This window comes from Amycolatopsis decaplanina DSM 44594 (assembly GCF_000342005.1).
Classification (GTDB): Bacteria; Actinomycetota; Actinomycetes; order Mycobacteriales; family Pseudonocardiaceae; genus Amycolatopsis; species Amycolatopsis decaplanina.
In genome coordinates this window covers 198759-224718 of sequence record NZ_AOHO01000055.1, presented here as the reverse complement: position 1 = coordinate 224718, position 25960 = coordinate 198759, and the positions used below count along the sequence as shown (strand labels likewise).

General features: G+C 70.6%; 22 protein-coding genes and 1 pseudogene. 10 read left to right on the top strand and 13 right to left on the bottom strand.

Annotation, left to right across the window (positions count from 1 at the left end; genetic code table 11):
• Positions 1-87: 87 nt before the first annotated feature.
• The gene (locus tag H074_RS18220) at positions 88-939 is read left to right on the top strand and encodes a SigB/SigF/SigG family RNA polymerase sigma factor (protein ID WP_007031513.1); all 852 of its coding nucleotides are present in this window, start codon (positions 88-90) and stop codon (positions 937-939) included.
• On the opposite strand, the gene H074_RS18215 is transcribed toward H074_RS18220, so the two are convergent.
• The 3 genes from H074_RS18215 to H074_RS18205 form a co-directional block, all read right to left on the bottom strand.
• The gene (locus H074_RS18215) at positions 929-1666 is read right to left on the bottom strand and encodes a maleate cis-trans isomerase family protein (RefSeq protein WP_007031512.1); all 738 of its coding nucleotides are present in this window, start codon (positions 1664-1666) and stop codon (positions 929-931) included. The genes H074_RS18220 and H074_RS18215 overlap by 11 nt on opposite strands.
• Positions 1667-1718: 52 nt before the next feature.
• On the bottom strand, positions 1719-2099 hold the full coding sequence (locus H074_RS18210; RefSeq protein ID WP_007031511.1) for a DUF6292 family protein: 381 nt from the start codon (positions 2097-2099) through the stop codon (positions 1719-1721).
• 78 nt (positions 2100-2177) lie between these two features.
• Positions 2178-2618, bottom strand: coding sequence for an Hsp20/alpha crystallin family protein (locus H074_RS18205; protein ID WP_007031510.1), 441 nt, complete (start codon positions 2616-2618; stop codon positions 2178-2180).
• Positions 2619-2724: 106 nt separating this feature from the next.
• On the opposite strand from H074_RS18205, the gene H074_RS18200 reads away from it, so the two are divergent.
• Positions 2725-3339, top strand: a complete 615-nt coding sequence (locus H074_RS18200; protein ID WP_007031509.1) for a hypothetical protein — start codon at positions 2725-2727, stop codon at positions 3337-3339.
• Positions 3340-3407: 68 nt separating this feature from the next.
• Positions 3408-3596 (top strand): hypothetical protein, encoded by a 189-nt coding sequence (locus tag H074_RS18195; protein ID WP_007031508.1) that lies wholly within the window; start codon positions 3408-3410, stop codon positions 3594-3596.
• Positions 3597-4146: 550 nt separating this feature from the next.
• On the opposite strand, the gene H074_RS42080 is transcribed toward H074_RS18195, so the two are convergent.
• From H074_RS42080 to H074_RS18185, 3 genes and pseudogenes are all read right to left on the bottom strand, one after another.
• Entirely contained in the window at positions 4147-4272 is a 126-nt protein-coding gene (locus tag H074_RS42080) for a hypothetical protein (protein ID WP_007031507.1), read from the bottom strand.
• A gap of 82 nt (positions 4273-4354) precedes the next feature.
• Positions 4355-4786, bottom strand: coding sequence for a pyridoxamine 5'-phosphate oxidase family protein (locus tag H074_RS18190; protein ID WP_007031506.1), 432 nt, complete (start codon positions 4784-4786; stop codon positions 4355-4357).
• A gap of 64 nt (positions 4787-4850) precedes the next feature.
• Positions 4851-5446 (bottom strand): annotated as a pseudogene (locus tag H074_RS18185) (nucleotidyltransferase domain-containing protein); the annotation flags it as partial.
• Between the two features lie 120 nt (positions 5447-5566).
• On the opposite strand from H074_RS18185, the gene H074_RS18180 reads away from it, so the two are divergent.
• Positions 5567-6043, top strand: a complete 477-nt coding sequence (locus tag H074_RS18180; protein WP_007031504.1) for a TspO/MBR family protein — start codon at positions 5567-5569, stop codon at positions 6041-6043.
• Here the strand turns inward: H074_RS18180 and H074_RS18175 are convergent.
• Positions 6036-7352, bottom strand: coding sequence for a type VII secretion protein EccE (locus H074_RS18175; protein WP_152521441.1), 1317 nt, complete (start codon positions 7350-7352; stop codon positions 6036-6038). The two genes, H074_RS18180 and H074_RS18175, sit on opposite strands and share 8 nt — an antisense overlap.
• Before the next feature lie 129 nt (positions 7353-7481).
• Here H074_RS18175 and H074_RS18170 point away from each other — a divergent pair, with 129 nt between their 5' ends.
• Genes H074_RS18170 through H074_RS18155 form a run of 4 tightly spaced genes read left to right on the top strand, consistent with a single transcriptional unit; the run spans position 7482 to position 13883 of the window.
• Positions 7482-9626, top strand: coding sequence for a fibronectin type III domain-containing protein (locus H074_RS18170; protein WP_039922734.1), 2145 nt, complete (start codon positions 7482-7484; stop codon positions 9624-9626).
• A complete protein-coding gene (locus H074_RS18165) occupies positions 9623-10576 on the top strand; it encodes an AAA family ATPase (protein WP_007031501.1) in 954 nt (317 codons plus the stop codon). The genes H074_RS18170 and H074_RS18165 overlap by 4 nt, the downstream gene beginning before the upstream one ends.
• Positions 10577-10578: 2 nt before the next feature.
• Positions 10579-11706 carry a DUF58 domain-containing protein gene (locus H074_RS18160; protein WP_007031500.1) on the top strand — a complete coding sequence of 376 codons (1128 nt, stop codon included), beginning with the start codon at positions 10579-10581 and terminating at the stop codon, positions 11704-11706.
• Positions 11703-13883 carry a transglutaminase TgpA family protein gene (locus tag H074_RS18155; protein WP_007031499.1) on the top strand — a complete coding sequence of 727 codons (2181 nt, stop codon included), beginning with the start codon at positions 11703-11705 and terminating at the stop codon, positions 13881-13883. Before H074_RS18160 ends, H074_RS18155 begins: the two co-directional genes overlap by 4 nt.
• Positions 13884-13943: 60 nt before the next feature.
• Here H074_RS18155 and H074_RS18150 read toward each other — a convergent pair whose 3' ends face one another.
• On the bottom strand, positions 13944-15350 hold the full coding sequence (locus H074_RS18150; protein WP_007031498.1) for a serine/threonine protein kinase: 1407 nt from the start codon (positions 15348-15350) through the stop codon (positions 13944-13946).
• Positions 15351-15452: 102 nt separating this feature from the next.
• Here H074_RS18150 and eccD point away from each other — a divergent pair, with 102 nt between their 5' ends.
• Entirely contained in the window at positions 15453-16835 is a 1383-nt protein-coding gene (gene eccD, locus H074_RS18145; protein WP_007031497.1) for a type VII secretion integral membrane protein EccD, read from the top strand.
• Positions 16836-16839: 4 nt separating this feature from the next.
• Positions 16840-18273: a type VII secretion protein EccB gene (gene eccB / locus H074_RS18140; protein ID WP_007031496.1), complete on the top strand. Its 1434-nt coding sequence runs from the start codon at positions 16840-16842 to the stop codon at positions 18271-18273.
• Positions 18274-18357: 84 nt separating this feature from the next.
• Here eccB and H074_RS18135 read toward each other — a convergent pair whose 3' ends face one another.
• The 5 genes from H074_RS18135 to H074_RS18115 all read right to left on the bottom strand — a co-directional run bounded on the left by H074_RS18135 (position 18358) and on the right by H074_RS18115 (position 25923).
• Positions 18358-19566 carry a hypothetical protein gene (locus tag H074_RS18135; protein WP_007031495.1) on the bottom strand — a complete coding sequence of 403 codons (1209 nt, stop codon included), beginning with the start codon at positions 19564-19566 and terminating at the stop codon, positions 18358-18360.
• A gap of 11 nt (positions 19567-19577) precedes the next feature.
• On the bottom strand, positions 19578-20003 hold the full coding sequence (locus H074_RS18130; RefSeq protein WP_007031494.1) for a hypothetical protein: 426 nt from the start codon (positions 20001-20003) through the stop codon (positions 19578-19580).
• Positions 20004-20014: 11 nt separating this feature from the next.
• Positions 20015-21400, bottom strand: a complete 1386-nt coding sequence (locus H074_RS42075) for a hypothetical protein (protein WP_007031493.1) — start codon at positions 21398-21400, stop codon at positions 20015-20017.
• Positions 21401-21431: 31 nt separating this feature from the next.
• Positions 21432-21848 (bottom strand): hypothetical protein, encoded by a 417-nt coding sequence (locus tag H074_RS18120; RefSeq protein WP_007031492.1) that lies wholly within the window; start codon positions 21846-21848, stop codon positions 21432-21434.
• A 97-nt stretch (positions 21849-21945) separates the two neighbouring features.
• On the bottom strand, positions 21946-25923 hold the full coding sequence (locus H074_RS18115) for a type VII secretion protein EccC (RefSeq protein ID WP_007031491.1): 3978 nt from the start codon (positions 25921-25923) through the stop codon (positions 21946-21948).
• Positions 25924-25960 lie beyond the last annotated feature (37 nt).

Sequence of the window (25960 nt, the reverse complement as noted above, 5' to 3'; positions counted from 1 at the left end):
ATGTTTGCCGCACCCGTCGTCCGGGTAGCAGAACAGTGACGAGGGGAGCGGACCCATGCCAGTCCACAAGGGACGAAGGTGACTTTGATGAACGCGACGACGCTCATGGAAGACATCGATCATCCTGCCCTGCGGGAAGAGGTGGTTCCGGCCCCTCGCGGCCGTCGAGGCGGCAGGCCGCGGCGTAACGACGACTACTCGCATTGCCGCCCCTTGTTCGACGAGATGGCCGCCTTGCCCGCAGGTCACCCGGATCGGCGACGTATACGCGATCGCCTGATCCTCGAGTTGCTGCCGATCGCCGAGCACATCGCCGTCCGGTTCAGCGGACGAGGTCAGCCGCGGGAAGACCTGATCCAGGTGGCGCGGATCGGCCTCATGAAGGCCGTGGACCGGTTCGATCCGGGACAGGGCGGGGATTTCCTGGCGTACGCGGTGCCCACGGTCATGGGCGAGGTGCGGCGTTTCTTCCGCGACACCGGCTGGGCGGTGCACGTCCCGCGCGGGATGCAGGAATTGCGCACCCGGCTTTCGCGGGCGACCACGGAACTGACCCAGACCCTCGGCCGCGCGCCGACCCCCACCGAACTCGCCGGGCATCTCGATGTGGACGTCGACACCGTCCGTGAAGGCCTGCTCGCCGCGAACAGCTATCAGACGTCTTCCCTGGACCGGCCGGTCAACGACGGCGAGGGCTCGCTTCCGCTGTCCGACGTGGTGGGCGGGCTGGATTCCCGACTCGAGCACATCGAGGACCGCCACACCGTGGTCCCGTTGCTCCGGCGGCTGCCGGAACGGGAGCGGGCGATCGTCACGATGCGGTTCTTCGACGGCATGACCCAATCTCAGATCGCCGAGCGCATCGGTATCTCCCAGATGCATGTTTCCCGCCTGCTCACGAAGATCCTCCAGGATCTGCGCGGCAGGCTCAGCGAGTGAACAGCTTGCCGAGCCCTTGCCGGATCGGTGGGGTGCCCAGCGCGCGCAGGGCATCCCAGAGGGTGACCGCCGTGGCGGTCAGCACGGGTTTGCCGAGGCCGGTTTCGAGGTCTTCGAGCAGCGGTGTCGTGTGCAGGGCGGTTTCGGGGATCAGCAGCGCCTCAGCCTCGGCGTGGTCGGCCGCTGCCGCGAGCTCGGCGATGCGGCGGCGATCCCAGGTCGCGAGAGCCCGGTCCGAAGGGGCGTCGGCGGAGACCGAGTGAACGGTGTCGACGCCCGCCTTCGCGAGGAAGTCGGCGAAATCGGCGGTCGTGTCGCGGTGATAGACAGAGGCGAGCGCCACGCGCCCGGCCCCTAGGTGGGCGAGCGCGCTGAGGTACGCCAAGGAAGTGCTGCGCGCGGGAACGCTGAGCCTTTCTTCGAGTACGCGGGCCTGTTCGAGCGCGCCCTCCAGGCCGCGCGTGAAGCTGCAACTGGAACAGGCCCAGCTGACGACATCGGGTGGCGTGCTGAACCGTGCGGCGGCCGAGAGCCGGTCCGGCGCCCCGAGTTCGCGGACGGCTTCGTGTTTCCCGGCCGGATCGAGGTCGTCGACCCGGCCGATTTTCTCACCCCACGGGACATAGGCGAAGTCCACGGTGAGGTCGGGATCCAGTTTCCTCGCCAGGGCGAGGAAATCGTCCTCGCCGCAGTCCCGCGTCGGGTACAGCAGGCCGATCCGGGTCACGGCTCACTCCTTCCGGTCGAAGCCCTTCGGAGGTACCCGACGCGAGCCGCGGTTACTCGTTCAGGGCAGGCAGGACGCCGAAATCCGGCGGAGTGAGTTGCCCGACGCTGTGGTCGTCTTCGCGTACGGCCGTGACGAAGCGTGCGACCTGAGCGGGACGCGGGGTGGCGGTTTCCCCGCCCAGATAGCGGAGGACGATGAGGTCCTCGCCGGAGTGGGTCTCGATCGCCACGGCCCAGCCGTGGATTTCGTCCCACAGCAGGGCGACGTCGCGCTCCGGGTGGGTGGGGAGCCGCTCGTCGAGCGCGACGTAGGCCGAAATCGGGCTGTCGTGGTCGACGGTGCAGGATTCGAGGCCGACGCCGAGCGCCTCGGTGACTTCGGCGAGATGGCCCCACACGGCGTCGCGGGTGTGAGGGTGGCGGACAGGCATGGTGAGCAAAGAGGATTTCCCTTCCTTCCCCGGTCCTGTCCGGTGCGGGGTCCGCAAGCCCCGCACCGGACAGGACACTCAGGCCTGGATCTCCTTGCGGTCGGACGTGGAGCCGGTGATTTCGATGCGCCGCGGCTTGGCCTTCTCGGCGATCGGGATGCGCAGGGTCAGCACGCCGGCTTCGTATCCGGCCGAAATGTGGTCGGTGTCGAGGGCGTCGCCGAGGAACAGCTGGCGGGAGAAGACACCGAGCGGGCGTTCGGAAACCTGCATCTGGACGTCTTTTCCGGGGATCGGCCGCCGTTCCGCCTTGACCGTCAGGACGTTGCGTTCGACGTCCAGCTCGATCGCGTCGGCGGCGACACCTGGAAGGTCGAAGCAGACGACGAACTCGTCGCCGTCGCGGTAAGCGTCCATCGGCATCGCGGCCGGCTTGGACCACGTTCCCGGGGTCGCGGTGCCGAACATCTGCTGGGTGAGACGGTCCAGCTCGCGGAACGGGTCGGTGCGCATCAACATCGGGTTCCACCTCCTGGGTTCGTTGTCTCTGGTGTCAACACGCACTACTGTTCTACCATGTCATCGAAACGATGACAACCACCGAGTCGTCGATAGGATGACAATGATGGACGAAGATCCCGCCCGGACCGTGCGCACCGTGCACGACGTCGTGGTCGAGGCCCGCTCCGGCGTTTCGGAACCGGAGCGGCTTCTGACGGCTTTGGTCGCGTTGAAGGAGGTCCGCGAACAACTGGCCGCGTGGGAGCCGGAGCTGATCGCGGCCGCTCGTGCGGGCGGGACCAGCTGGACGGCGCTCGCCCCGGCACTGGGGGTCGCGAGCCGTCAGGCGGCGGAGCGGCGGTTCTTGCGGCTGCGGCCGTCCGTCAGCGGTGAGAGCACGGGGGAGGCGCGGGTCGACGCGGAACGCGATCGGCGGGCGGGTGATCGCGCGGTGGCCGAGTGGGCGCGGCGCAACTCGGCGATCCTGCGGCAGCTGGCCGGTCAGGCCGGCGCGCTGGACGGGTTGAGCGCCAGGGCCAGGGAAAGCGCCGACCGGCTGAGCGCGGTACTCGGCGAGGACGACGTCACCGGACTCCTGGCCCCGCTGGCCGACCTGCGCGCCCACCTGCCCCGCGAGCACACCGGATTCGCCGAACGGCTCGGGGAGATCGGCATGCACACCGAGCAGGTCCGGCGGGACGCCGTCGACGACCGGCGGGATCGCCAATCTTCACGGTGAAGCAGGGTGTGAACACGGTGCGGAACGGGTATGCGGAGCCGTCCGCCGAGTGAGCCGGAGGTCCTCCGATGCTGGTCCGACCCGATCCCGCACCTGCCGCCGACGTCGTCGGCCTGGCATTGAAAGTGCTTGGCGCCCAAGGACTGCGCGGGCAGGCCGCACGTGCCGCCCTCGACGCGATGGCACGGGAACGGGGCGTGCCGGTCAAGCGGTGCGCGGCGCTCATCGTGGCGGCCGTCGACGGACGAGTGAACTGACGGCGCCTGGTCGTCACTCACGACCCTCCGGTGACCGTGTCGCGAAAGCCACTTTCGGGACATCAGACGTCGCGAAAGTGGCTTTCGCGACACGCCTCGAACAACATGGCCCGGCCGCTGGTGTCACGTAGTGAAGGTCTCCTTCCCTACCTTCAGGGTAGGCAAGGAGACCTTCACGGACTTCACGTCAGGTGAGCGCAGGGGCTGGGGCTGGTGGTCGTGAGTGGTCGACGATCCCAGCGGGTAGCGGGATCGTCGATGAAGGAATTAGGACACTCAGCGTCCCGATTCCTTCATGAACGCGAGGTGATCCCGGTCCCGGACCATGATCAACGGAAGATCCGGGACGCTCAACGTCCCGAATCCTTCGTTGATCAAGGCTGTGCCACTCAAACCCGGCGGCCGACACACCGCGGCAGCGCTGCTTCTATGACCAGGGTGACCAGCGGGGCACGTGAGACATCGGCCCCGCCATCAGGACACGCCACGATTGCCTAACCCTCAAGAACGCCACTACCACTCACGACGCCCCTGTAAGCCGGCCGCAGGCCTACTGGCAGGCTTCGCAGTCCGGGTCGTCGATGCGGCAGGCGGCACCGTCGGTGAGCGGGAAGTCGAAGTCGTCGAGGGCGGGGACGGCCAGAGCGGTTTCTTCCGGCGTGGCGGTGGCGGACATGTCACTCCCTTGGTACGGAACGGTCTTACCTCTCTGTAGCGCTGAAGACCGCCGGTCATTCCGTGACGCGCGCCACAGGGACTCAGACCGCCGCGAGTTCCTTGCCCGGCAGCAGCCCGTTGGGGATGTCGGTGACCCGCCAGGAGTCCACAGCCAGCTGGACGGTCTCGATGGGCGTGTCCAGGAACGGCGCGACGTACGGCACCTTCGCCACGAGCTGGTCGCGAGCGGCCTGGGCCCGTTCTCCGCCGAGGATCTCGGCGCGGACCATCGCCTGGAGGAACGGGTCGGCGGGAGAGCCGGTGGAGACGATGACCGAGGCCACCGGGTTGTGCCGGAGTGCGGCCAGTGTGCGGCCCCGTCGCTCCAGCACGAGGACGAGGGTGAACAGGTCGGACTCGGCGAAGAACACCCCGTTCACCCAAGGGCCGGACTCACCGGAGGTGGCGAGGTACAGCGACTGGTGTGCCGTCAGCGTGGTCCGCGCGAGGGCGGTGACATCGGTCGTGGACATGGCGACAACTAGAACCCGGTGGCCCCGGCCGGCCAAGTCCGACAATCCTATCGGGCGATTCCGGCTACTTAGTGGCGAAATCCGCCGTCCGGAACAGCGTCTCCGCGTCGTCCACCGCCTTCGCGAGGACACCGGGATCCGAGCGCGATTCCGCGACGATCGCGTCCATTTCGCGCAATCCCGCGCGCGGCAGCAGCCGTTTCTCGTTGGTGACCCACTCGCCGCGGGCCGCGAGGACCGCGTGCGCCGTCTCCATGGCGGCGGTGGCCAGCGCGCCCGCGACCGCCGTTGCCTGCCCGCGCGGGACGAAGGCGCCGCGGGTGTAGCGCAGGGTCAGTTCCGCACGGCCCCGCCACATCACCGGAGCCGTTCCCCGCAACGCTTCCGGGTAGTCCGGCCGAGGCAGGTCACCGCGCAGCACGCGGTTCACGGCGAGTTCGGCGACGGGGAGGTAACTCGGGACGCCCGCGAGGTGGAACATCAACGGCTCCAGCGGTAGTGGACGTCGACCTGCCTGCCGTCGATCGTGAGCCAGGCGCCGCCGTTGAACACGCCACCGCCCCAGACGCCGAGTTCGGAGACCTCACCGTCCCAGCCGGCGGCGCGCAGGTCCGCCGGATCGAAGCCGCCGCGGTAGTAGACGGCGAAATGCCAGTCTGCCGGCCACCTGGTCGAGAAAAGTCTCGTCGTTCATCGCGAGAACGATCCCAAGGCCGTTCCCGCACGGACGCGACGGGTTTTGAGCGCGCGAGTGCGTGTCCGCGGCCTTAGGCTCGAAAGATGACCACTATCCCAGGACGACTCCGCACGCCGCTGGCGTTCCTCCCGTTCCTGGCCGCGGTCGCGGTGGTCGCGCTCGTCGGCGGACTCGCCGCGGCCGACGCCCGGTCCGTCTACAGTGGACTCGATCGGCCGTCGTTCGCGCCGCCCGCCTGGCTGTTCGGTCCGGTGTGGACGGTCCTGTACCTCGGGATCGCGGTGTCGGGCTGGCTGTACTGGAAGTCCGGCGGCGAACGCCGGGCGCTGACCTGGTACGCGGTACAACTGGTCCTGAACGCCGCTTGGACGCCGCTGTTCTTCGCGGCCGGCGCGTACGTCCTGGCCCTGGTCGACATCGTCCTGCTCGACATCGCGATCGTCGTCACCGCGCTGTACTTCCGCCGGTCTTCCCGGCTTTCGGCCGTGTTGCTGCTGCCGTACCTCGCCTGGACGCTGTACGCGACCGCGCTCACCGCCGCGATAGTCGCGCTCAACTGACCCCGATCGGCAGGGTGGCGGCCACTCCTTTGGCGTGCCTGCCGTCGAGACGGTCCAGCGTGATCCCGCCCCGGCGGGCGGTGAGTTCCAGGTCCCGTGCCGCGTGTTCCACCACTTGAGCCCCGGCGGCGGCGATCCGGATCGCGGCACTGACGCGGGGTCCGGTCTCGGCGGCGCTCCGGCGCGCGGTCACGGCGAGGGTCACCGCGGAGCCGGGAGCGGCGGCGAGCAGACGGCGCGACAGATCCGCCGCGTGCGCCGGGGAAAGCGAGCCCCAGCCGTCGAGGCGGAAGGTCACCTGGCAAATCGGGCCGCTGTGCCAGAACCGCCAGTCCTCGCGGATGCGTGCCCGGCCGGCGGTGACGTGCGCCAGCGACGCGAGCGCGCCGAGTATCTCGTTTTCGGCGAGCGCCCGCACGGGCAGGCCGCCGCGGCGAAGCTGTCGCCGCACGCGCCGGACCGTGTTCCCGAGCGCCTGTCGCACGTCGGCGTCGCGGTGGACGTCGACGGTGCGCAGCGCCTGCAGCGCGACCCAGCCCCGCGGTGGCCGCGAGCGGTCCGCGCCGATGTGGTGGATGACCTGCGCGGCGACGTCCAGGTTCTGCTCCCGCGACGGCGGCAGCAACGTCAGCGGCGACGGCATCGGCTGCGCGCGTGCGGCGGATTTCGGTTGCAGCACAGCGGTGATCCCGTCGGCGCGGCTGACCATGAACACCGTCTCGCCGCCGATCTCGCCGGTGATCCCCGTCGCTTCCGGCGACAGCAGGCGCAACAGCGCCCGGCCCGCCTCACCCGCGTTCCGGAGATCCCGGTCGCGGTCGCGCGTCAGGTAGCCGGATGCCGAGCCGAGCCAAGCGTAGAGCCAGCGCCCGCGGATCCGCACCGCGGTCAGCGCGAGGACCACCACGGCGGCGGTGACGACCGTGGCCACCAGCGGCCAGGGTCGCTCCGCCACCAGGACGAGCGCGACGAGGACGAGTTGCCAGCAGACGATCTGCGGTACCCCGATCCCGCCGAAACGGCCGGGCCGCCGTCCTCGAACGGGCGTCGGCGGATTCGGCCGTGGCGAACCGGGCGCCGGGGCGGTGACGGGCACCGCCGCGGACCATCGCGGTCGCTGCTCCGCCTGGCGAGCGGCGGTGAGCGCGGCCAGTGCGGCCTCGCGTGCGGCGGCCCGCGCGGCGGGCGCGGCGTAGGCGAGCGGATCGGGCATGGCCTCGGCCCGCGGTAGGGCCGGTGCGACTTGGGGAAGCGGTGGGGACGGCGCTTGGTACCGCCCGCCCGTCCTGGCCGCGCCGAGATCGGTCATCGTCCTGCCTCCTCAACCGTGTCCGCCCGAGCCTGCCCGGCGAACATGAGGTTTCGATGACACGGCGTCCGCGGGCCCTCCGACAGGCTGTTTCATCGAAATTTCATGGTCGCTCTCTAACTTGATCGCGTGAACACCGATGAGCGGGGCACGAAGCGGTTCAGCGTGGCGGCCAGGACGAGAATGGCCGTGGCGCTAATGGTCGCGGGCTGCCTGGCGCTGGTCGGCCTTGCCGTGACCGGACAGGCGGCGACCCCGGAACGGCTGGAGTTCGTCCAGGTCGGCCACTGGGTCTACAACGACGCCGCCCAGTCCGCGTTTCACGTCGATGGCTCGACGAATCGCGTCGACGCGCGCGCGGACGTGCCCGGTGCGAACGGCAGCCAGGTCGCGCAGGGGGACGGTTCCGGTTACGTGGTCGAGCGGAACCGCATCACGGAGTTCGACAAGGCGACGCTGAGCGTGGAGGAGTCCACGCCGCCCCCCGCGCCGGAAACGCCGTTCGTGATGGAGATCGCGGGCGGTCCGTACCTGGTCTACCGCAACGCCGGTCAGATCGTGCGTCTCGGGGACCCGGCCGCGACGGTGCCCGCAGGGGGGCCACTGTCCAGGCCGGTCGCGACGACCGACGGAACGGTGTGGGCGCACCGCGCCGACAGCGGCTCGATCTGCGAGCTGCCCAAGGGCGCCGCCGTCATGACCTGCCCCGCGCAGCTCCCGCCCGGGCACGGCGGCGGGCTCACGCTGGTCGGAGACTCACCGGTCGTGCTCGACACCACCGGTGACAGTCTCCACCGGGTCGGCCCGGACGGGCTCGGCGAAGCCCTTCCGCTCGGTATCAAGCTCTCGCCGTCGGCACAGGTCGCGAACAGCGCCGTCGGTGGCCGGCTGGCCATCGCCGATCCGGAGCGCAACCAGCTCCACCTCATCGACATCAGCGGCCTCGACCAGGACCACCCCTCCGCGAAGCCGATTTCGGTCGAGCTGGCCAAGGGCAGCCGGTTCAACGGCCCGCTCTCCTCGTCGAACGTCGTCGCCATGATCGACGAAACCCGCGGTGAGGTGCTGACCTACGACGCCGACGGCAAGCTGAAGTCCACCGCGAAGGTGCCGGGTCAGGGAACACCGCCGAGGCTGGCCAAGGGCGAGGACAACCGGATCTACGTCGACAGTTCCGACGGTTCGCACGTGCTGGTGGTCAACGGCGATGACGGCACGGTGGTGGACGTCGACGTCGACAAGGCGGCCAGCAGCCAGACGGCGGGCGCGCCGTCGGCCGACCCGGAACCGTCCGGTGACCAGCCTCCGCCGCGGCAGCAGGACCAGCGACAGCAAGCGCCTCCGAACACCCAGCAGGCGCCTCCGCCGGTGGCGAAGGCGACTCCGCCCGGCGCGCCACGGAAGGTGAGCGCGACGTCCGGGGACGGCTCGATCAAGGTCTCGTGGAGCCCCGCCGCGGACAACGGCGCGCGGATCACCGCCTATCGGGTGACCTGGACCGGCGGTTCCACCCGGGTCGGCGGATCGTCACGAGGGACCACGATTTCCGGGCTGACCAACGGAACCCCGTATGTGATCACCGTGGCCGCGGAGAACTCGGCGGGCATCGGGGCGGGCGCCGGCGCCAAGGCGGTCATCCCGGGACCCGCGAACCGGCCCGCCGGGGCGCCGGTCGTCACCGCGAACGCCACCGCGGCCGGGAAGGTGTCGGTGAGCTGGACCCAGCCCGACCTCCGCGGCGGCACGCTGGTGCACTACCTGGTGAGCGTGACGGGCAAGGGCCAGCGCACGGTTTCGGCCTCGTCCGCGGAATTCACCGGGGTCACCGGCACCGCGACCGTCACCGTCCGCGCGGTCACGAAGTTCGGTTCGGGATCCACGCTCACCGGGGCCACCGGAAGCCGGAAGGTCACCGTGCCGGCGCCGTCGGATCCGCCGACCATCACCATCACCGGTGTCCGGGTGGGGACCGGCCTGATCGTCGACGTCACAGCCAACGGCAAGGGCGCGTCCGCGACCTGTCAGGCGAAGTACGGCGACGCCGTCTCGGCCTCGAAGGCCTGCTCCGGTGCCACCAGCCTGCCCATCAACAACGTGGGCTACATCGGCGCTGTCACGGTGACCGCCACCATCAAGACGTCCGGCGGCACCGGTTCGGACAGCTGGACCGGTTCGCCCAGCATGCGCAGCGGCATTCCCGGTGGCTCGCTGATCTGGCTCGGCCCGATGGCGCTGGTGGGCCTGCGCCGGCGAAAGGAAAAGGAACTTCTGTGACGCTCACACCCAGGGTCGCCTACGAGCAGATCGCCGAGAACGTGCAATCGGTGGTGCGCGGCAAACCGGAGGTCGTCCGGCTCACCGTGGCGGCGCTGTTCGCCGAAGGGCATCTGCTGATGGAGGACGTGCCCGGCGTCGGGAAGACGACGATCGCGCGCTGCGTCGCCGCCAGCATCGGCGGCCGGTGGAGCCGGATCCAGTTCACCCCCGACCTGCTCCCCGGCGACATCACCGGCGTGATGGTCTACCACCAGAACGCCGAACGCTTCCAGTTCCACCCCGGCGGGATCTTCGCCAACGTGGTGCTGGCGGACGAGATCAACCGGGGTACGCCGAAGACACAGGCCGCGCTGCTGGAGGTGATGGCCGAACGCCGGGTCACCGTCGATTCGGTCGGCCAGGCGGTGCCGAGGCCGTTCCTCGTGGTGGCCACGCAGAACCCGATCGAACTGGAGGGCACCTACCGGCTGCCCGAGGCGCAGCTGGACCGCTTCCTCATGCGTATTTCGGTCGGCTACCCGGATCTGGAATCCGAGATGCGCGTGGTGATGGGGGACTGCGCCGGGGTGACGCCGGACGAACTGAAGCCGGTGCTGAGCATCGCCGACGTCCAGTCGGTCATCGACGAGGTCCGGAAGTCCCATCTGGCACCGGAGATCGTCAACTACGCGGTCCGGCTGGCCGCGGCGAGCCGGGCGCATCCGGACGTCCGCTACGGCGCGAGCCCGCGCGGAAGCATCGCGCTGATCCGGGCGGCACAGGGGCTCGCCGCCACCTTCGGCCGCGACTTCGTCACCCCGGACGACGTCAAGGACGTCGCGCATCCGGTGCTCGACCACCGGCTCGTGCTGACCCCGGACGCGGAACTCAACCAGCGGCGGACCGCCGACATCGTCGACGAACTCCTGGGCGCGACGGCCGCTCCCATGGCCGCGATGGGGAGGTAGGCGTGCGGCTCACCCGCCGCGGCGTCATCGTGCTGGCCTTCGCCGCCGGGTTCTACGCCCTCGGCGAGCTGGCCGGGTACACGTTTTTCCGTGCCTTCGCGGGGATCGCCGCGGGCGCGGTGCTGATCGCGCTGGCCACCACCAGGTTCCGGCCGAAGGTGGAGATCGGCCGGACCGTCCAGCCCGACCGGGTCGAGCGTGGGAAGCCGGCGCTGGCCTCGCTCGTCGTACGCAACACCGGTTCGCGTCGGCACGGCGGGTTCGCCGCGGGGGACGGGATCGGGGACGAAACGCACAGGCTGCGGGTCCGCCCGCTCGCGCCCGGCGCGGAAGCGACGTACCACTACGAACTCCCGACGACGAGACGCGGGAAACTGCGGGTCGGCCCGCTCGTGGTGCACCGGCCCGACCTGTTCGACCTCGCCCGCGGCGACCAGACCGTCGGGGGCACCGCGTGGCTGTGGGTGCACCCGCGACGGCACGCGGTGCGCGCGGCGCAGGCCGGTCATCCGCGGCACCACCACGAAGGCCCGATCACCGACCCGCCGCTGCGCGGTTCGGCGGATCTGCGCGCGGTGCGGGAGTACGTGATCGGCGACGAGGTCCGGCATCTGCACTGGAAGGCGACGGCCAGGACCGGACGGCTCATGGTGCGCGAGTACGCCGACCCCGCCCAGCCCCGGTTCACCACCGTGCTCGACACGCGGCCCGCGTCGATGAATCCCGCCGTTTTCGAAGAAGCCGTCGAGGTGGCGGCCTCGCTGTTCTACGCGTCGGCGTCGGCGGGGCAGCACTGCCGCCTGATCACCTCCGCCGGCGCGGACACGCTGACCGACAGCGGGGTGCGCGCGGCGAGGACGCTGCTGGACGAACTCGCGCTCGTCACGCAGGACGCGGCGGACGACGCGCCGCTGCTGCCCTCGGCCCTGGCCGCCGCCGAACGCCCCGGCGGGGTGCTCGTGGTGATCAGCGGCCCGGACGCCGACCTCGGCCACGCGGCTCGCTGGCGGCCCGACACCGTGGTCCGGCTCGGCGACCTCCGGCCGTCGGCGGGCTCCGGCGGCCTGATCGTCGCGGTCGACGCCGCGGGTGCCGCGGCTCAGTGGAATACCTTGGTGGGGAAGGCATGAGCGCCCGATTCGATCGGCTCGCGGTCGCCGGGCTGCTCGGCGCGACGGGGGTCGCAGGGCTGCTGTTCACGCCCGTTTTCGGCTGGGGGGAACTGCTCGTCCCGGTGCTCGTGGTCGTTCTCGTCGCGTACGGCTGCGTCGAACTGACCGCGAAGTTCCCCAAGCTGACGCCCTATCGGCCACTGTTCGTCGCGCTGCTCGGTCTGCTCGGGCTGATCGAGACGGTGCTGACGTCGACCACGCTCGCCTTCCTGCCCACCGGCGCGTCGTTGCGAGGGCTGGCACGCGGCCTCACCGAAGGCTGGCAGCTGACGCTGCAGTCCACCTGGCCCGCGCGGCCCGTCCCCGAACAGCTGCTGTTCGTCCCGCTGTCGGTACTGCTCGCCGTCGTGCTCGGGCTGGAACTGTTGCTACACCTCAGGAAGCCGCTCGTGGCGCTCGTACCCAGCCTGGCCGTCGCCGTGCTGGCACAGGCGTATCAGGCGTTGACGGGTGTCGTCGCGGTGGCAGCGGCGCTGGGCTACGCGCTGCCCGCCGGGCTTCTGCTGTGGTCGGGGCGTCGCGTCCGGCCGGAGCGCCGGGCACCGGGCGGACCGCGGCCGTCCTGGCGCGTGGCGGGATCCGCTGTCTGGCCCGCGTTGTCCACTGTGGTCGCTCTCGTCGCCGGCGCGGTCGCGCTCGCCGGGCTCGATCCGGTCGGCCGCGATCCGCTGACGCTCAAGGACACCCAGGCCGCGCCGCCGCCGAGGAGCAGGGTGGGCAACCCGCTGGACGAGATCGCCCAGCGGCTCACCCGGCCCGGCGAGGAGGTGTTCCGTTACCGCGGTGACGCCCCGGTCGATCAGTGGCGCCTGATCGTGCTCAACGGTTTCGACGGCGCGAACTGGCTGTCCGATTCCCGGCTTCGCCGGCTCGGCGCGGGTCTCGACGGCGCTCCCGGCGGCGCGGGCGGCACAGCGGAACTGAGGGTGCGCGGGCTCTCGGGACCCTGGCTGCCGAGTCACCAGGATCTGACCGGTGTGGACGGTCTGACACCGCTGGTGGACCAGTCCGCGGGCACCCTGATGCTGGAATCGCCATCGGCGGGCCCGGAGCGGAACTACCGGCTCAGCTGGTCCTCGCCCGAGGTCGATCTCGGTTCCGGCGAAGTCGACGCGCGGGCCGTAAGCGGGCTCGGCGGGCTCGGCACGGTGCCGCCCGACGTCGAGCAGGTGGCGAGGGACGCCGTGCGCGGTCTGCGTCCGACGTTCCAGTCCGCGCTGCAGCTGGAACGCTTCCTCAGCACGAACTATCAGGTCGCGGCGGGTACGGAGGAGCTGCCGACCGGGCACGGCTGGCCGCAGCTGCGGCACTTCCTGCTGGAGAGCAAACGGGGGACGAGCGAGCAGTTCGCCGCCGCGTACGTGGTTTTGGCGCGGATGAACGGTATCCCGGCACGGCTCGTCGTCGGGTTCCGGGGTTCGGCCGAGACCGACGGCGACATGCACGTCGTCCGGAACCGCGATGTCCTGGCGTGGCCCGAAGTCGCGGTCGACGGCGCGGGCTGGGTGGCGCTCGATCCGACCGCCGCGGCGGGCAAGGCGGGACGGAGCCAGGCAGGTCCCGGCAAGGCGGTCGCCCGGGCGAGAGCCCAGCTGCCCGCCGAGCAGCAACTGCGGCCGCCCCAGCTCCCGCCGGGCACACAGTCGGAAACCGCCGAGGACCAGAGCGCCGACGCCGGTATGAGCTGGTGGTGGCCGGCGCTCGTCGCCGCGATCGTCCTTTTCGGACTTCTGTGGCTTCTCGGGGTTCCGGCGGCGAAGGTCGTCCGCGCACGACGGCGGCGTCGCCGGTCCGGCGCCGAAGGCGTGCTCGGCGCCTGGGACGAGATCCGCGACCGGTTGCGCGCGCACGGTGTGCCGTTCCGGATCGGGATGACGCCGCGTGATCTCGCCGAGTCGGCCGGATCGCTCGCGGGGGAAGGGATCCGTGAGCCGGTCGCCAGGCTCGCCAAGGTGCTGGACGTGACGCTGTGGTCCGGGGTCCCGGTGGGCGACGGTGCCGTCCGGAGGGCGTGGCAAGAGGTCGGCGAGGTGCGCCGGGGCCTGGCCACCAGGCCGTTCGCGGCTCGGGTGCTGGCGGCACTCGAGCCGCGGACCCTGGTGCCGATCAAGGGGCGGGCCTCTCGCGAGGGGTGAGGCAAGTCCGTGAAGGCCTCCTTGAGGGACCCAGGGTCCCTCAAGGAGGCCTTCACGGACCTACGGGTTGCAGCGGGCGCCGCGGATCGAGACCGGCTCGGTGGTGTAGATGTGGCGGCCGTCGGTCGCCCTGAGCTGGAAGCAGTACCGGCGCGCCGGGTCGACCGGGATGTCCAGGCTGCGCTGACGGTGGGCGACGAGTTGTTTCGTCTCGAGCCGCTCGCCCGCCATGATCACGACGAAGTCCAGTTCGCCTTCCGCGGTCCAGGTCAGCTGCACGTGATCGCTCTGGTCCCGTGGCGGCGCGAGGGCCAGTTTGACGTCCGGCGCCGGAGCGGAAGCCGGTGCGGGCGGCGGGATCGCGGCCGCGACCGGGACGGCCTGCCCACCGATCTCCGCCGGGCCGAGGACCAGCGGCAGCACGGTGAGCCCGGCGACGAGCACTCCGGCGCCCGCCAGCGCGATGGGCTTCCAGGGAAGCCCGCGCTCGGTCTTGAGCGGTCCGCTGAACTCGCGGATCAGGGTGCGGCCACCCGGCGGCGGCGCCTGCACCACCTGGACCGGCGGCACCGGAGTGGCGGGCCGATGGACCGCGGCGAAGTCGTCGAATTCGACTTCGGCGTCTTCTTCTTCGCTTGGTACATCGGCGGATTCCGCGGTGACGACTTCGCCGCCGGGCCGGCGCAGCTTCGCGAACAGCCGTGCCAGCGACGCGACGTCCCGCGGCCGGTCGGCCGGTTCCTTGGCCAGCAACCGGAGGATCGTGGCGGAGAGCTCTCTCGGGACGTCCGCGTCCTGGATCGGCGCCACCGGTTCCCGCAGCACCTGGAGGATCCGTTCGCCGGGCTGCTGCCCGGTGTGCCGGGGGAAGGGCGGTGTGCCGGTCAACGCGGCGTAGAGCACCGCGCCGAGTCCATAAAGGTCGGACGCGGGGGAAAGCGTGTCGTCGCGCAGGGTTTCCGGCGCGGTGTACTCGACCGCGTACATCGGATCGCGCGGGAATCGCCGCCGCAGGGCCACCCCGAAGTCGGCGAGCACGAATTCGCCGGAGGCGCGGTACAACACGTTGTGCGGGCTCACACCGCCGTGCAGGACGTCCGCGCCGTGCGCCGCGGCGAGTGCCGACGCGATCGCGGCGCCGAGGGCGAGCACATCGGGAACACCCAGCCGGGCACCGGAATCGAGCAGACCGGCGAGTGAACCAGGGCACAGTTCGCGGCGGATACCGGACCGGCCGCCCGCGTGGGTCAGGACGTCGTCGATCTGCAGGACCGATCGCGTCGAGCGCACGGCGGCCAGTGCCTTCCGCTCGCGTTCGAGCCACGCGGAGGTCTCGCGGTCGAAGGTGCCGGGGAACATCTTGATCGCGAAGTCGTTGCCCGTAGCGGGATCCCGGCCCGCGTAGACGGTGGCGATGGGGCCCTGGGCGAGCAACCTCGGTCCGCCGACTCCTGACTCGATGCTCATGACCCCATTGTCGCGCAAGAAGACCGGATCCGGAGTACTTTCCCGGCGGCAGGTTCCTGCCGCGGGGGCCCGGCGGACCGGTCGCCGGCCGACCCTTTTCCCATGCAGACTGCCGGCCTGGTCAGGGTCACCATCACCACTCCGCACCGGCGCATCGACATGGCGCTGCCGGAACACGCGTCCGTCGCCGAAATCCTCCCCGGCCTGCTCGCGCGGGCGGGCGAGGGCATGGCCGACGACGGGGTCGCCGGCGGCGGCTGGCAGTTGCGCCGCGCCGACGGGACGGCCTTCGATCCGGACCGGACGCTGGGCGCGCACCGGGTCCGGGACGGGGAGATCCTCCATCTGACGCCGCGCCGCGCCGAATGGCCGGAGCCCGAGTACGACGACCTCGTGGACGCGATCGCCACCGGTTCCGGTCGCACCGGCAAGGCATGGGGGCCGCGGCACACGCGGCAGGCGGGACTGGCCGCCGGCGCGGTGGCGATGTCCTTCGGCCTGCTCGCGGTGCTGCGCGCCGGTCCGCCGTGGACGTCACCGGCGTTCTGGGCGCTGGCGGTCTCCGCGCTGTTGCTGGCCGCGGGTGTCCTGCTCGCGCGGGCACTGCGCGACGCCGGTGCCGGGGCGGTGCTCGCCGCTGTCGCGCTTCCGTTCGCCTTCACCGGCGGCGGTCTGCTGCCGGCGGGCGACGACCCGATCGGCGCGCTGTCCGCCGGTCACCTGCTGACGGCGAGCGCGGCGCTGCTGCTCGCGGCCGTCGTCGGCCATCTCGGGGTGACCGCCGCGCCGGAACTGTTCGCGGGGGCCGCCACCGTCGGCCTGCTCGGGGTGCTCGGCGGCTGGCTGGCCACGTTCGACGACCTGGCGGGCTACCGGTCGGCGGCCGTGATCGGCGGCGGTGTCCTCCTGCTCTCGACCACGTTCGCGCCGCTGGCGCTGCGGCTCGGCCGGGTGCCGATGCCGGTGCTGCCGCGGTCGACCGCGGATCTGGTCCGCGACGATCCCCAGCCGCCGCTCGACCTCGTGCACGCCGCCGTGGCCAGAGCGGACGCGCTGCTCACCGGGATGCTGGGCGGCGCGGCGATCGTCGTCATGTACTGCCAGTCGCAGCTGATCCGCAGCGACAGCGAGGCTGCGGTCGTCCTCGTCGCCCTGCTCGCGGCCGGATTCCTGGTGCGGGCACGGTTGTACCCGATCCTGCGGCAGCGGCTGCTGGTGCTCGTGACCGGGATCTTCGGCGCCGGCTGCCTGCTGGCGGGCCCGCTCATGGCGGACCGCTCGCTGCTGCTGGTCCTGGCCGGACCGCTGTCCTTGGCGGTGGCCGCGGGCGTGATCGCCTCCGGCGTCGTGCTGAGCACCCGCACCGCCAACCCTTACCTCGGCCGGATCGCCGAGTACTTCGAGATCCTGGTGACGATCGCCGTCGTCCCGGTGGCGTGTTCGGTGCTCGGCCTGTACGGCTACGTGCGCGGACTGGGGGGCTGAAACCATGGCGTCCAAACGGGATCAGCTGCAGGCGTACCAATTCCTGGTGCAGCGCGCGACCTCCGCGCTCGTGACGAGGGAGACCGACCCCGAGCAGCCGCCGTTCCGCCGTCCGTCCGGTGCCGCGTTCGCCGGTGTCGCGCTGGCGATCGTGGCGCTGGCGTGCGCCGGGGTCTACGGGATGATCGTGCCCGGCGGGAACAACGCCTGGCGCAAGAACGCCGCCGTCATCGTGGAGAAGGAGAGCGGGACCCGGTACGTCTACCTGGACGAACGGCTGCACCCCGTCGCGAACTACGCGTCCGCGCTGCTGCTGCTCGGCGAACACGGCACCACGGAACGGGTTTCGCGGGAGTCACTCGCCGGAGTCCCGCGAGGGCCCCGGATCGGCATCGCCGACGCGCCGGACGGCTTGCCCGGTCCCGAAAAGCTGCTCACCGGATCGTGGTCGCTGTGCTCCGCGCCCGCGAGCGACCTGGCGGGCAGCCGGATCGAGGAATCGGTGCTGCTGGCGGGCGCGTCCCCGTCGGGCGGCGCGGAGCTGGGAGACCAGGCACTGCTGGTGGAATCGACGTCGACCGGCGACCGGTTCGTCGTGTGGCGCGGGCACCGGCACCGGATCAACGACTACGGCGCCGTCGGCACTGGGCTCGCGCTCACCGCCGAGCCGTGGGCGCGGGTCGGCCGCGCGTGGCTCGACGTACTCCCGGAGGGCGCGCCGATCGGCCCGCTTCCGGTGGCGGCCGCGGGCGAGGTCTCCACCGCGGTGCCCGGCCGGACCGACATCCGGAACGGGATGCTGCTGATGGTGCAGACCTCCGGCGGCGGACAGCAGCACTACCTCGCCGAACGGGACGCATTGCGCCCCATCACGGAACTGCAGTACGACGTCCAGCGCGCGAGCGCCCAGATGCTCGCCGCCTATCCCGGCGCCGAACCGAAGACCGTGCCGCTGCCGCCTTCGCTGGCGACCATGTCCCGGAAACTCGACCCGGTGCAGGCCGAAACGGGCGCGGCGCCCGCGACGCGTCCGGCCATCGCGCGCCTGCGCGACCAGGACGCCACCGTGTGCGCCACCTTCGGCGACGGCTCCGCGGCCCCTTCGCTGACCGTCGATCCCACGCTGCCCGCCGCGGACCCGATGTCGACCACCGCCCGCCGGACCGCTTCCGGGACCCCGCTCGCGGACCGCGTCCACGTACCGCCCGGCAGCGCGATCGTCGTCGAGGCGATGCCCTCGCCTTCCGCGGCCGTGGGAACGCTCACCGTGGTGACCGACATGGGGCGCCGCTATCCGCTGGCCTCACCCGACGTGCTGAAGATGCTCGGCTACCCGTCGGCGCGTCCGGTGCGGCTGCCCGCCGGCCTGGTGGCGCGGCTGCCCGAAGGACCGAGCCTGGACCCCGTCGCCGCCCGGCGTCAGACCCTGGGCGGCTGAAGGGGACTTTCCCCGCGTCTCACGCGACGAAGGAGCTTTCCCCGCATGTGATGCGGGGAAAGCTCCCTTCAGCTTCGTCCGGGCTCAGCGGGAGTTCGGCCGCCACAGGTCTTCGTCGAGCATCTGCACGGAATCCGGCTCCGACTCACCCGGCCGCCGTCCGCGCGCCAGCGTGAACCCGGCGTCCGGAACGCCCTTGGCGGCCCGGCCACGCAGCTTCACCGGAACCCCGTCGCTCTTCCCGGACGACCTCCGTTTGCCCGCGCCGTTCCGCCCCGTCGGCTGGTCGCTCGAACCGGGCCGCAGCGTGCCCGCCGTGCTCTGCCCACCCGCGTGCGGCGGCATCATCGGTGACATCGGACCGGCCGCGGCCTTCGCGCCGGACGACGTGGCGGTGCCAGGAAGGACCTCGGAAGCGAGGCTGGGCGCCTTCTTCGTCCCGATCGGCTTGGCCGCCACCGGAAGCCCTGCCATGCCACCCGCCACACCGAGACCACCCAGCAAGCCCGACGGGACCGGCGCGGAACCGGAACCGCCGGGCAGCCCGCCGAGCGAAGGGACCGCGCCTGCCAAAGGTTGCGACGGAGCGAGTCCGGCGAGTGAGACGCTGGAAGATCCGTCGTAGCCGGGAATTTCCGGCAGGGAAACGTCCGCGCTGCTGCCGCCACCGACACCCAGTGACTCGCCGAGTCCTTGGAATTCGCTCAGCGTGTCCATCCCCGCCTGGGCCGCCGCGATGAAGTCGGCCGGAGTGTTGCCTTCGGCGGCAGGGCCGACCGTCGGCACCATGTGGTCGGGCGACTTGATCCCGGACGCCTCGACCACCTGCAGCATCGACAGGTCGAACTGCCCGCCGAGAGCGGTCATCCTGCTCCCGGCGGCTTGCTGGATGGCCAGGGCTTCCATGGCGGCGAACGGGTTGAGGAGAGACGCCGAGACAGCCGCGGAGTACGCGGCCTCGAGCCCCAGCATGGTTTGGTGCGTCTCCGTGATCCCGGACGCCAGCGTCGTCAAGGTCTCCGCGGGTTTGGCCATGTCGATGCGGTCGCCCCAGAACTTCAGCTCGGCGATCGAGCGCTGCATCTTCTCCTGGAGTTGCCGGCCGTTGTTGTCCGTCCACTCGGGAGTCAGTTCATTGACCCTGCTGTTGAGTTGTACCTGCGCCTCCTCGATCCAGGCTCGTGCTTCGGTCCACATCTTCGCCGCGTCGTGCAGTGCGGGAACGTTCGCCATTTCGGCTTGGATCATCCCCATGAGAACCTCCATGGGGAACGCGTTGTAAACGGCGGTCATGGTTTCGCTCCTCAAACGGAGGCCGGCGGGACTTCGCCGGCGGACTCGGTGGTGGACGACTTGCCCTCGCCGGAAGGAGTGGCCGCGGACTGGGTGGCCGCGGACTGTTTCACGAAGTCCACACCTTGCTTGATGATCTTGGTCGCCTTGCCCGCCAGTTCGAGCGCGCTCGCCACGTCGGCGGCACTGTAGGTGATCGCGGCCGTCCTCGTCTTCCCGGAGAAGGTCGCGATGTCCTCGGTCACCTTCCCCATGAACGCGGTCATGCTGGCGGTCGCGGCCTTGTCCAATACGGACATGGCGATGCCCTCGAAAAGCCCGGCGAGGCTGGGCATGGTGCCCAGCCTCGCCAGTGACGGCGGCATTTCGGGTGCGCTGAGTTGCTGGGAAACCGCACTCATCGCGGTGATGTTGCCGTTGATCTCGGTTCCGGGCATTTGCCCCCTCCTCAGTGTCCGGCGCGGTAGTTCGCCGGCCGCTCGTGCGAATCGGTCGTTTCCTGCACTTGCCACAGTTCGTCGTCGAGCAAGTGGACGGTGTCGTTCCCGGTGTCCCAACGGCGCTGCGCCGTGGCCGGCCGCGTGCCTCCGCCGCGGGACCGGCCGAGGAGCGTGACACCGGGGGTGACGCCGCCCTTGGGACCTCGCTGCCTGCTCGAGCCGGGGTGCTCCGCGTCGCCCGGTTTGACGCCGCCTGCCGGGTTCTTCCCGCCACCGTTGTTGGGCGGCATCATCGGCGGCGGCATCCCTCCGGCACCCGAGGCGGAGCCGGCGCTCCCGGCCGTCCCCGCGGAAGCGATCCCGGGCATCGAGCCGATGCCGCTCATCGCCCCTCCCGGCGAACCGTTCAGGTCCGCGACGGACGGCATCCCGCCGAACCCGCCCGCCCCACCGCCCGGACCCGGCATGCCGCCACCGCCCGCCAGGGTCGGCATACCCGAGCCGCCCGGCGCGGCGAGCGGATCTTCGAGCCCCGGATAGGTGGAGCCGTCGTAGGGCGGGAGTGCCCAATCCCCGGGATCGATCGCGTTCGGGTCTGGCATGTTCACGGAGGAGCCGTTGCCCAGCAACTGCTGAGCGGACTCCGCGGCCTGGCTCAACGCGCTCAACGCGTCCGTCGCCTGTTCGAGCGCGCTGGGGGTGTTCTGCGGATTCTGCGGACTCGGCTCGCCGGGATCTTCGGGTGTACCGGGGTCGGTCGGCGCGCCGTTCTGGTCCGGCCCGCCCGTGCCGGTCGCCCGAGGCGCCGTGCCGTTGGCCGGGAGGCCCGAGCGGACTTCACCGCTCGGGCCGTCCCAAGCACGGCCGCGTGCCGCGAGCATGGCCTGGCCGGTCAGCCGATACTGCGCCGCGATCTCGTTCAGTTTCTTGCCGAGGTTCTGCTGGGCCGCGGGCTCGTTCTTGGCATCGCGCCCGACATTGGAGATCTCGCCCGCCGCGACGAAGGCGCCGAGCACGAGCTGGGCGTCGGCTTTGGCCAACTGGTCGACCACACCCGATGCCGTGATGCCGCCGTCGGCCGGCTGATCCAGCAACATCTGTCCCATCGAAGAGACGGGGCCTCCACCGGAGAGACCTTCCAAGCCTCCCCACGATCCGAACGAGTAGATGCAGTTGGCCCAGAGCCGGTCCACGAACTCCTCCCCGGGCCGGTCCAGCCAGCCGGAAGCCACCTCGTTCCCCGCTTCCCGGAGCATCAGGTGCGTTCGGTCGATCCATTTTCCGGCCGCCTCCCACATCTCCTTGGCGGCTTGGAGCCGGGGGCGGGTGTGTGCGATCTCAGCGCGGAGAACGCGGACTTGGCGATCGAAGTCGTAACTGCGATAGTCGGTCATCGAAAGTCCCGGATAGGTCGGTTCACAGGGCTCAATGCGGCAGGAGGTCGATCAGGGTGCCCGTGCCCGGCTGCAGTGGCGTGACGGGAGCAATCGGGCTCGGTCCCAGTGCGCTGGGCGACATTCCTTCGACAGGTACGCGGGATTCGTCCGGTCGTGACCTCTTCGTCAGCTCCCAGACGGCGGCCTCGTTCGCGTTCTGATAAGTGCTCATGCTTTGGCGTGCGATGGAGATGTACCCCCAGACGCCTTTCTCCGCGGCGGTCAGGAAATTCCGGAGGGACTCCGTGCTGTCCCGGTCGGCGGTGGCGAGAAGCCGGCACTCTTCCATTTCGCCGCAGCCGTCGTCCAGCGGCCGATCGATGCTCGGCGGGCTCGACACCCGAGCCGAGACCGTGTCGGCGAAATGCTGGATGGCCGGCAGATACGCGTTGATTCCGTTTCCCATGTTCCCTCCCGGAACAGCGGTGAAAACCCAGTCGTGCACCAAAAGCCAAACACCCCAACGTGTCCCGGTGGGGTCCCCGGCAGGTTCCGGCCACGCCTCAGGGATGCCGGGGCGGGAGCCAGGCGAGCTGGACCAGGCCCTTGTGCCCACGACGGTCGACCAGCCAGCCGCGGCCGGGCGGCAGTACCTGGGCACGCATCCCACCGAGCAGCGGGCCTTCGTCGCGGTCGCCGGACATCATCAAACCGGGTGTGCCGACTTCCCTGAGCCTGGTGAGGAAAGGTTCGAACAGCCCGCGGCCCGCCCCGCCGGAACGACGGGCCAGCACGACGTGGAGGCCGATGTCCGAGCCTTGCGCGACCAGGGGGAGCAGTGGCATCAGCGGGTGGTTCTCGTGGGTGGCCACCATGTCGTAGTCGTCCACGAGAACGAAGATCTCCGGTCCGTGCCACCAGTTCCTGGCCCGCAGCTGCTCCGGTGTGACGTCCGGTCCCGGAAGCCGTTTGGCCAGCGAGCTGGCGACTTCGGTCATCAGCCCGGCACTGTGTGAGTCGTTGGTCCCGTAGCCGAGAAGGTAGTCGTCGCCGATCTCGCCCAGGAGCCCGCGCCGATGGTCGACCAGTACGATCCGGGCTTCCGCCGGCCGGTAGGTGGTTTCGATCCGGCGGGCCAGCGTCCGCAGGAAGGATGTCTTGCCGCACTGTGTGTCGGCGAGCAGGAAGAAGTGCGGGTCCGCGGCGAAGTCATGCCGCATCGGGGAAAGGTCGTGCTCGTGGATGCCGACGGCGAGCCCCGCCTCGGCTCCCGTGGTCTCGTCCTTCGCGGGGAGTTCCTCGTACGGGAACACACCGGGCAGCAGTCGCACGGATGGCGCGGGCGCGCCGGGCCACGCGGCCTTGACAGCCTCGACGAGCCCGTTCACGCCACCGGCCAGATCCTCCGTTTCCGCCACTCCGTCGATCCTGGGCAGGGCCACCAGCATCTGGTGCCCGCTCATCGCGATACCGCGGCCCGGCGCGTCGGGCGGGACGCTCATCGCCGCGCGCCGGTCGATGACGGAGTCGATGGGGTCGCCGATCTTCAGTTCCAGCCTGCTGGCGAACAGATCTCGCACGTTCATCCGAAGATCGAAGGAGCGCGAGCAGCCGGCCACCACGTGCACGCCATAGGACAGCCCGCGCGCGGCGACGTCACCGACCATCTCCTCCAGGTCGGGGAAGTCGTTGCGCAACGTCTGCCAGCCGTCGACCACCAGGAAGACGTCCCCGTGCGAGTGCTCGGCGAACTGTCCTTCCGCTCGAAGCCGCCGGTAGGTGACGATGCCGTCGATCTGGTGCTCGGCGAACATCCGTTCCCGTTGTGTCAGCAGGGTCGCGACTTCGGCGACGGTCCGCCGCACGGCGCCGGTGTCGAGCCTGCCGCAGACACCGGCGACGTGGGGCAGCCCGGCGATCGAAGCCAGGGTGCCGCCGCCGAAGTCCAGGCAGTAGAACTGCGTCTCGCGAGGAGTGTGGGTGAGCGCCAGACTGGTGATCAGCGTGCGCAGCACCGTGCTCTTGCCGGTCTGTGGGGCGCCGAGGACCAGGACGTGTCCCGCGGCGCCGGAGAGATCCAGGACCAGCGGGTCGCGGCGTTGCTCGAAGGGCCGGTCCACGGTGCCGAGCACCGGCCGCAGCGACCCGGCCATCGTGGTCGAGTCCACGGTGAGACCCCGGTGCGGATGGGTGACCAGCCCGGGCAGCACACCGTCCAAAGTGGGCGATTCCGCCAACGGCGGCAGCCAGACCTGGTGTGCGGGCACACCTCGACCAGCCAGCCGGTCGACCAGGATGTCCAGAAGGGTCTCGCCGACCGCGGCGTCGTTCTCCGGAGTTCGATCTTCGAGCTCCTCTTCGTCCGCGTCGATTTCGGCGCCGAGGTAGGTCGTCGTGTATTCCTGCAGCACCAGTTGTTCCCCGGCGGAAGCGGCGACACCGCCCCCGGAGGCACGCTGGTACACGCCGGAAACGTAGGCGGAGCGGAACCGGTCCATCTGGTCGGTACCGACCTTGAGGAATCCGTGCCCCGGCGCCCGCGGCAGTTTGAACGCGTCGGTGACGCCGAGCACGGCCCTGCTCTCCATCTCGGAGAAGGTCCTCAGGCCGATCCGATACGACAGATGGGTTTCCAGACCGCGCAGCCGTCCTTCTTCGAGCCGTTGCGAAGCCAGCAGCAAGTGGACGCCCAGGGAACGGCCGACTCGTCCGATCTGGACGAACATGTCGATGAAGTCGGGCTTGGCCGACAGGAGTTCCGAGAACTCGTCACAGATCACCAGCAGAGTAGGCACTTCGGGGAGCGGGGCGCCCGCGGCACGCGCTTTCTCGTAGTCACGCAGGGAGGAGAAATTCCCCGCCGCGCGCAGCAATTCCTGGCGGCGGATCAGCTCACCGTTGATCGCGTCGGTCATCCGGTCGACGAGGTGGAGCTCGTCGGCGAGGTTGGTGATCACCGCGCTGGTGTGCGGGAGCGTGTCGAGACGAGTGAAGGTCGCGCCGCCCTTGAAGTCCACCAGGGCGAAATTCAGCGAGCTGGGCGGATGTGTCACTGCGAGGGCGAGCACGAGGGTCCGCAGCAACTCGGACTTGCCGGATCCGGTGGCACCGATCAGCAGACCGTGCGGCCCCATGCCGTCCTGCGCCGACTCCTTCAGGTCGATTTCGATGGGGACACCGTCGGCCTGGATGCCCAGTTTCACTCGCAGCCGGTCCCGGTTCGGCCGAGGCTCCCAGGTGTCGGCCGGGTCGAACTCGTACGGGTCACCCAGATCCAGAAGCTCGGCGAGGCCGAGTTCCGCGCTCATGGGCGTTTCACCCCGCGACCCGGCCCTCAGCCGGAGCGGGGCCAGTTGCCGGGCCAGCCCTTCGGCAGCGACCACACCCAGGAAATCGGCGTGCCCGAGTGGGGCGTCGCCGTCGCAGGTCTCGCTGACCAGGTCACCGTCGGCGTCCACGTCGAGCACGACCGTGGTCCGGTCCAGCGCCCTCGGCGGCATGGTCGTCAGATCCACGATGGTCACCCCCTCGACCCCACCGCCGGTCATCAGGTGATCGGAACCGGCGACCGCGCCACCGTCGAGCACGACCACCAGATGCGGACCAGGAACGCGGACGTCGGCTTCCGGATCGAACCGCGGTCGTTTGGAGAGTTCCTCTTCCAGCATCGATTCCAGTGCCTGGACGGACGGGGCCACCAGCCGGAGCGCGCCGAGCGCGTCGGTCCGCTCGGGATGCAGCGCGTGCGGCAGCCACTTGACCCATTCCCAGGCCGGACGGCTTTCCTCGTTGACACAGATGGCGATCCGTATGTCGTCGGGCGACTGGAGGGTGGCCAACTGGGCGAGTACCGCACGCAGCAGACCCAGCGTGGTGGCACGGTCGCCGCGCAGGTGGATCCGGCTGAAACCGTTGACCGCGATGGCGATCGGAAGCTTGCCGACGGTGGAGTAGGTGGCGATGAACTGGCGCAGAGCGAGCGCGGACAGCGGTTCGAGCTCCTCCAGTGGCTTGGTGTCCGGGGCGACGAGAGTGGCGGCCGGGGCCTGCGGTCCGGTCCCGATCCGCGCGATGGCGAAGTCCTGGTCGTCCTTGCGCCGTTCCCACAGCCTGTAGCTCGACGCCAGTGACCACAGCGAAGCCGGGTCCGGGTGCAGGTACTCCATCGTCCGGCGCTGCCCGCGCACCGAACGGCGCAGCCGCACCCGGTGCTGGGCGAGGTGGCGCAGGTACTTGCGGCGGGCGTGGCCCATTTCCCGTTTGCTGGGGCTGCCGCCCTGCAGGAAGCTCATGGCGACCATGCCGAGCATGCCGACGCCCATCATCCCGAAGACGACGAACCGCATCGAGCCCGCCATGCTGCCGGAGTACATCAGCAGCATCGCGGCCATCATGGCCACCATCGGCAGCACCGTGAGCATCTGGGTCCATTGCCGCCCCGGCGAGGGCGGGATCTCCGGTGGGGCCTGCAGGAGCAGTTCACCGGCGGGCATTTCCGGCGCCGGCTTACGGGCCGGCCTCTTCACCACGACTGTCGCCATACCTGCCGATCGTTCGCGAACAACGGCTCACGCCGGG

Bases quoted from the DNA above. Each gene is read 5' to 3' on its own strand.
- H074_RS18220 (WP_007031513.1), top strand. From the start codon at position 88: ATGAACGCGACGACGCTCATGGAAGACATCGATCATCCTGCCCTGCGG.
- H074_RS18210 (WP_007031511.1), bottom strand. From the start codon at position 2,099: ATGCCTGTCCGCCACCCTCACACCCGCGACGCCGTGTGGGGCCATCTC.
- H074_RS18205 (WP_007031510.1), bottom strand. From the start codon at position 2,618: ATGTTGATGCGCACCGACCCGTTCCGCGAGCTGGACCGTCTCACCCAG.
- H074_RS18200 (WP_007031509.1), top strand. From the start codon at position 2,725: ATGGACGAAGATCCCGCCCGGACCGTGCGCACCGTGCACGACGTCGTG.
- H074_RS18195 (WP_007031508.1), top strand. From the start codon at position 3,408: ATGCTGGTCCGACCCGATCCCGCACCTGCCGCCGACGTCGTCGGCCTG.
- H074_RS42080 (WP_007031507.1), bottom strand. From the start codon at position 4,272: ATGTCCGCCACCGCCACGCCGGAAGAAACCGCTCTGGCCGTCCCCGCC.
- H074_RS18190 (WP_007031506.1), bottom strand. From the start codon at position 4,786: ATGTCCACGACCGATGTCACCGCCCTCGCGCGGACCACGCTGACGGCA.
- H074_RS18180 (WP_007031504.1), top strand. From the start codon at position 5,567: ATGACCACTATCCCAGGACGACTCCGCACGCCGCTGGCGTTCCTCCCG.
- H074_RS18175 (WP_152521441.1), bottom strand. From the start codon at position 7,352: ATGACCGATCTCGGCGCGGCCAGGACGGGCGGGCGGTACCAAGCGCCG.
- H074_RS18155 (WP_007031499.1), top strand. From the start codon at position 11,703: ATGAGCGCCCGATTCGATCGGCTCGCGGTCGCCGGGCTGCTCGGCGCG.
- H074_RS18150 (WP_007031498.1), bottom strand. From the start codon at position 15,350: ATGAGCATCGAGTCAGGAGTCGGCGGACCGAGGTTGCTCGCCCAGGGC.
- eccD (WP_007031497.1), top strand. From the start codon at position 15,453: ATGCAGACTGCCGGCCTGGTCAGGGTCACCATCACCACTCCGCACCGG.
- eccB (WP_007031496.1), top strand. From the start codon at position 16,840: ATGGCGTCCAAACGGGATCAGCTGCAGGCGTACCAATTCCTGGTGCAG.
- H074_RS18135 (WP_007031495.1), bottom strand. From the start codon at position 19,566: ATGACCGCCGTTTACAACGCGTTCCCCATGGAGGTTCTCATGGGGATG.
- H074_RS18130 (WP_007031494.1), bottom strand. From the start codon at position 20,003: ATGCCCGGAACCGAGATCAACGGCAACATCACCGCGATGAGTGCGGTT.
- H074_RS42075 (WP_007031493.1), bottom strand. From the start codon at position 21,400: ATGACCGACTATCGCAGTTACGACTTCGATCGCCAAGTCCGCGTTCTC.
- H074_RS18120 (WP_007031492.1), bottom strand. From the start codon at position 21,848: ATGGGAAACGGAATCAACGCGTATCTGCCGGCCATCCAGCATTTCGCC.
- H074_RS18115 (WP_007031491.1), bottom strand. From the start codon at position 25,923: ATGGCGACAGTCGTGGTGAAGAGGCCGGCCCGTAAGCCGGCGCCGGAA.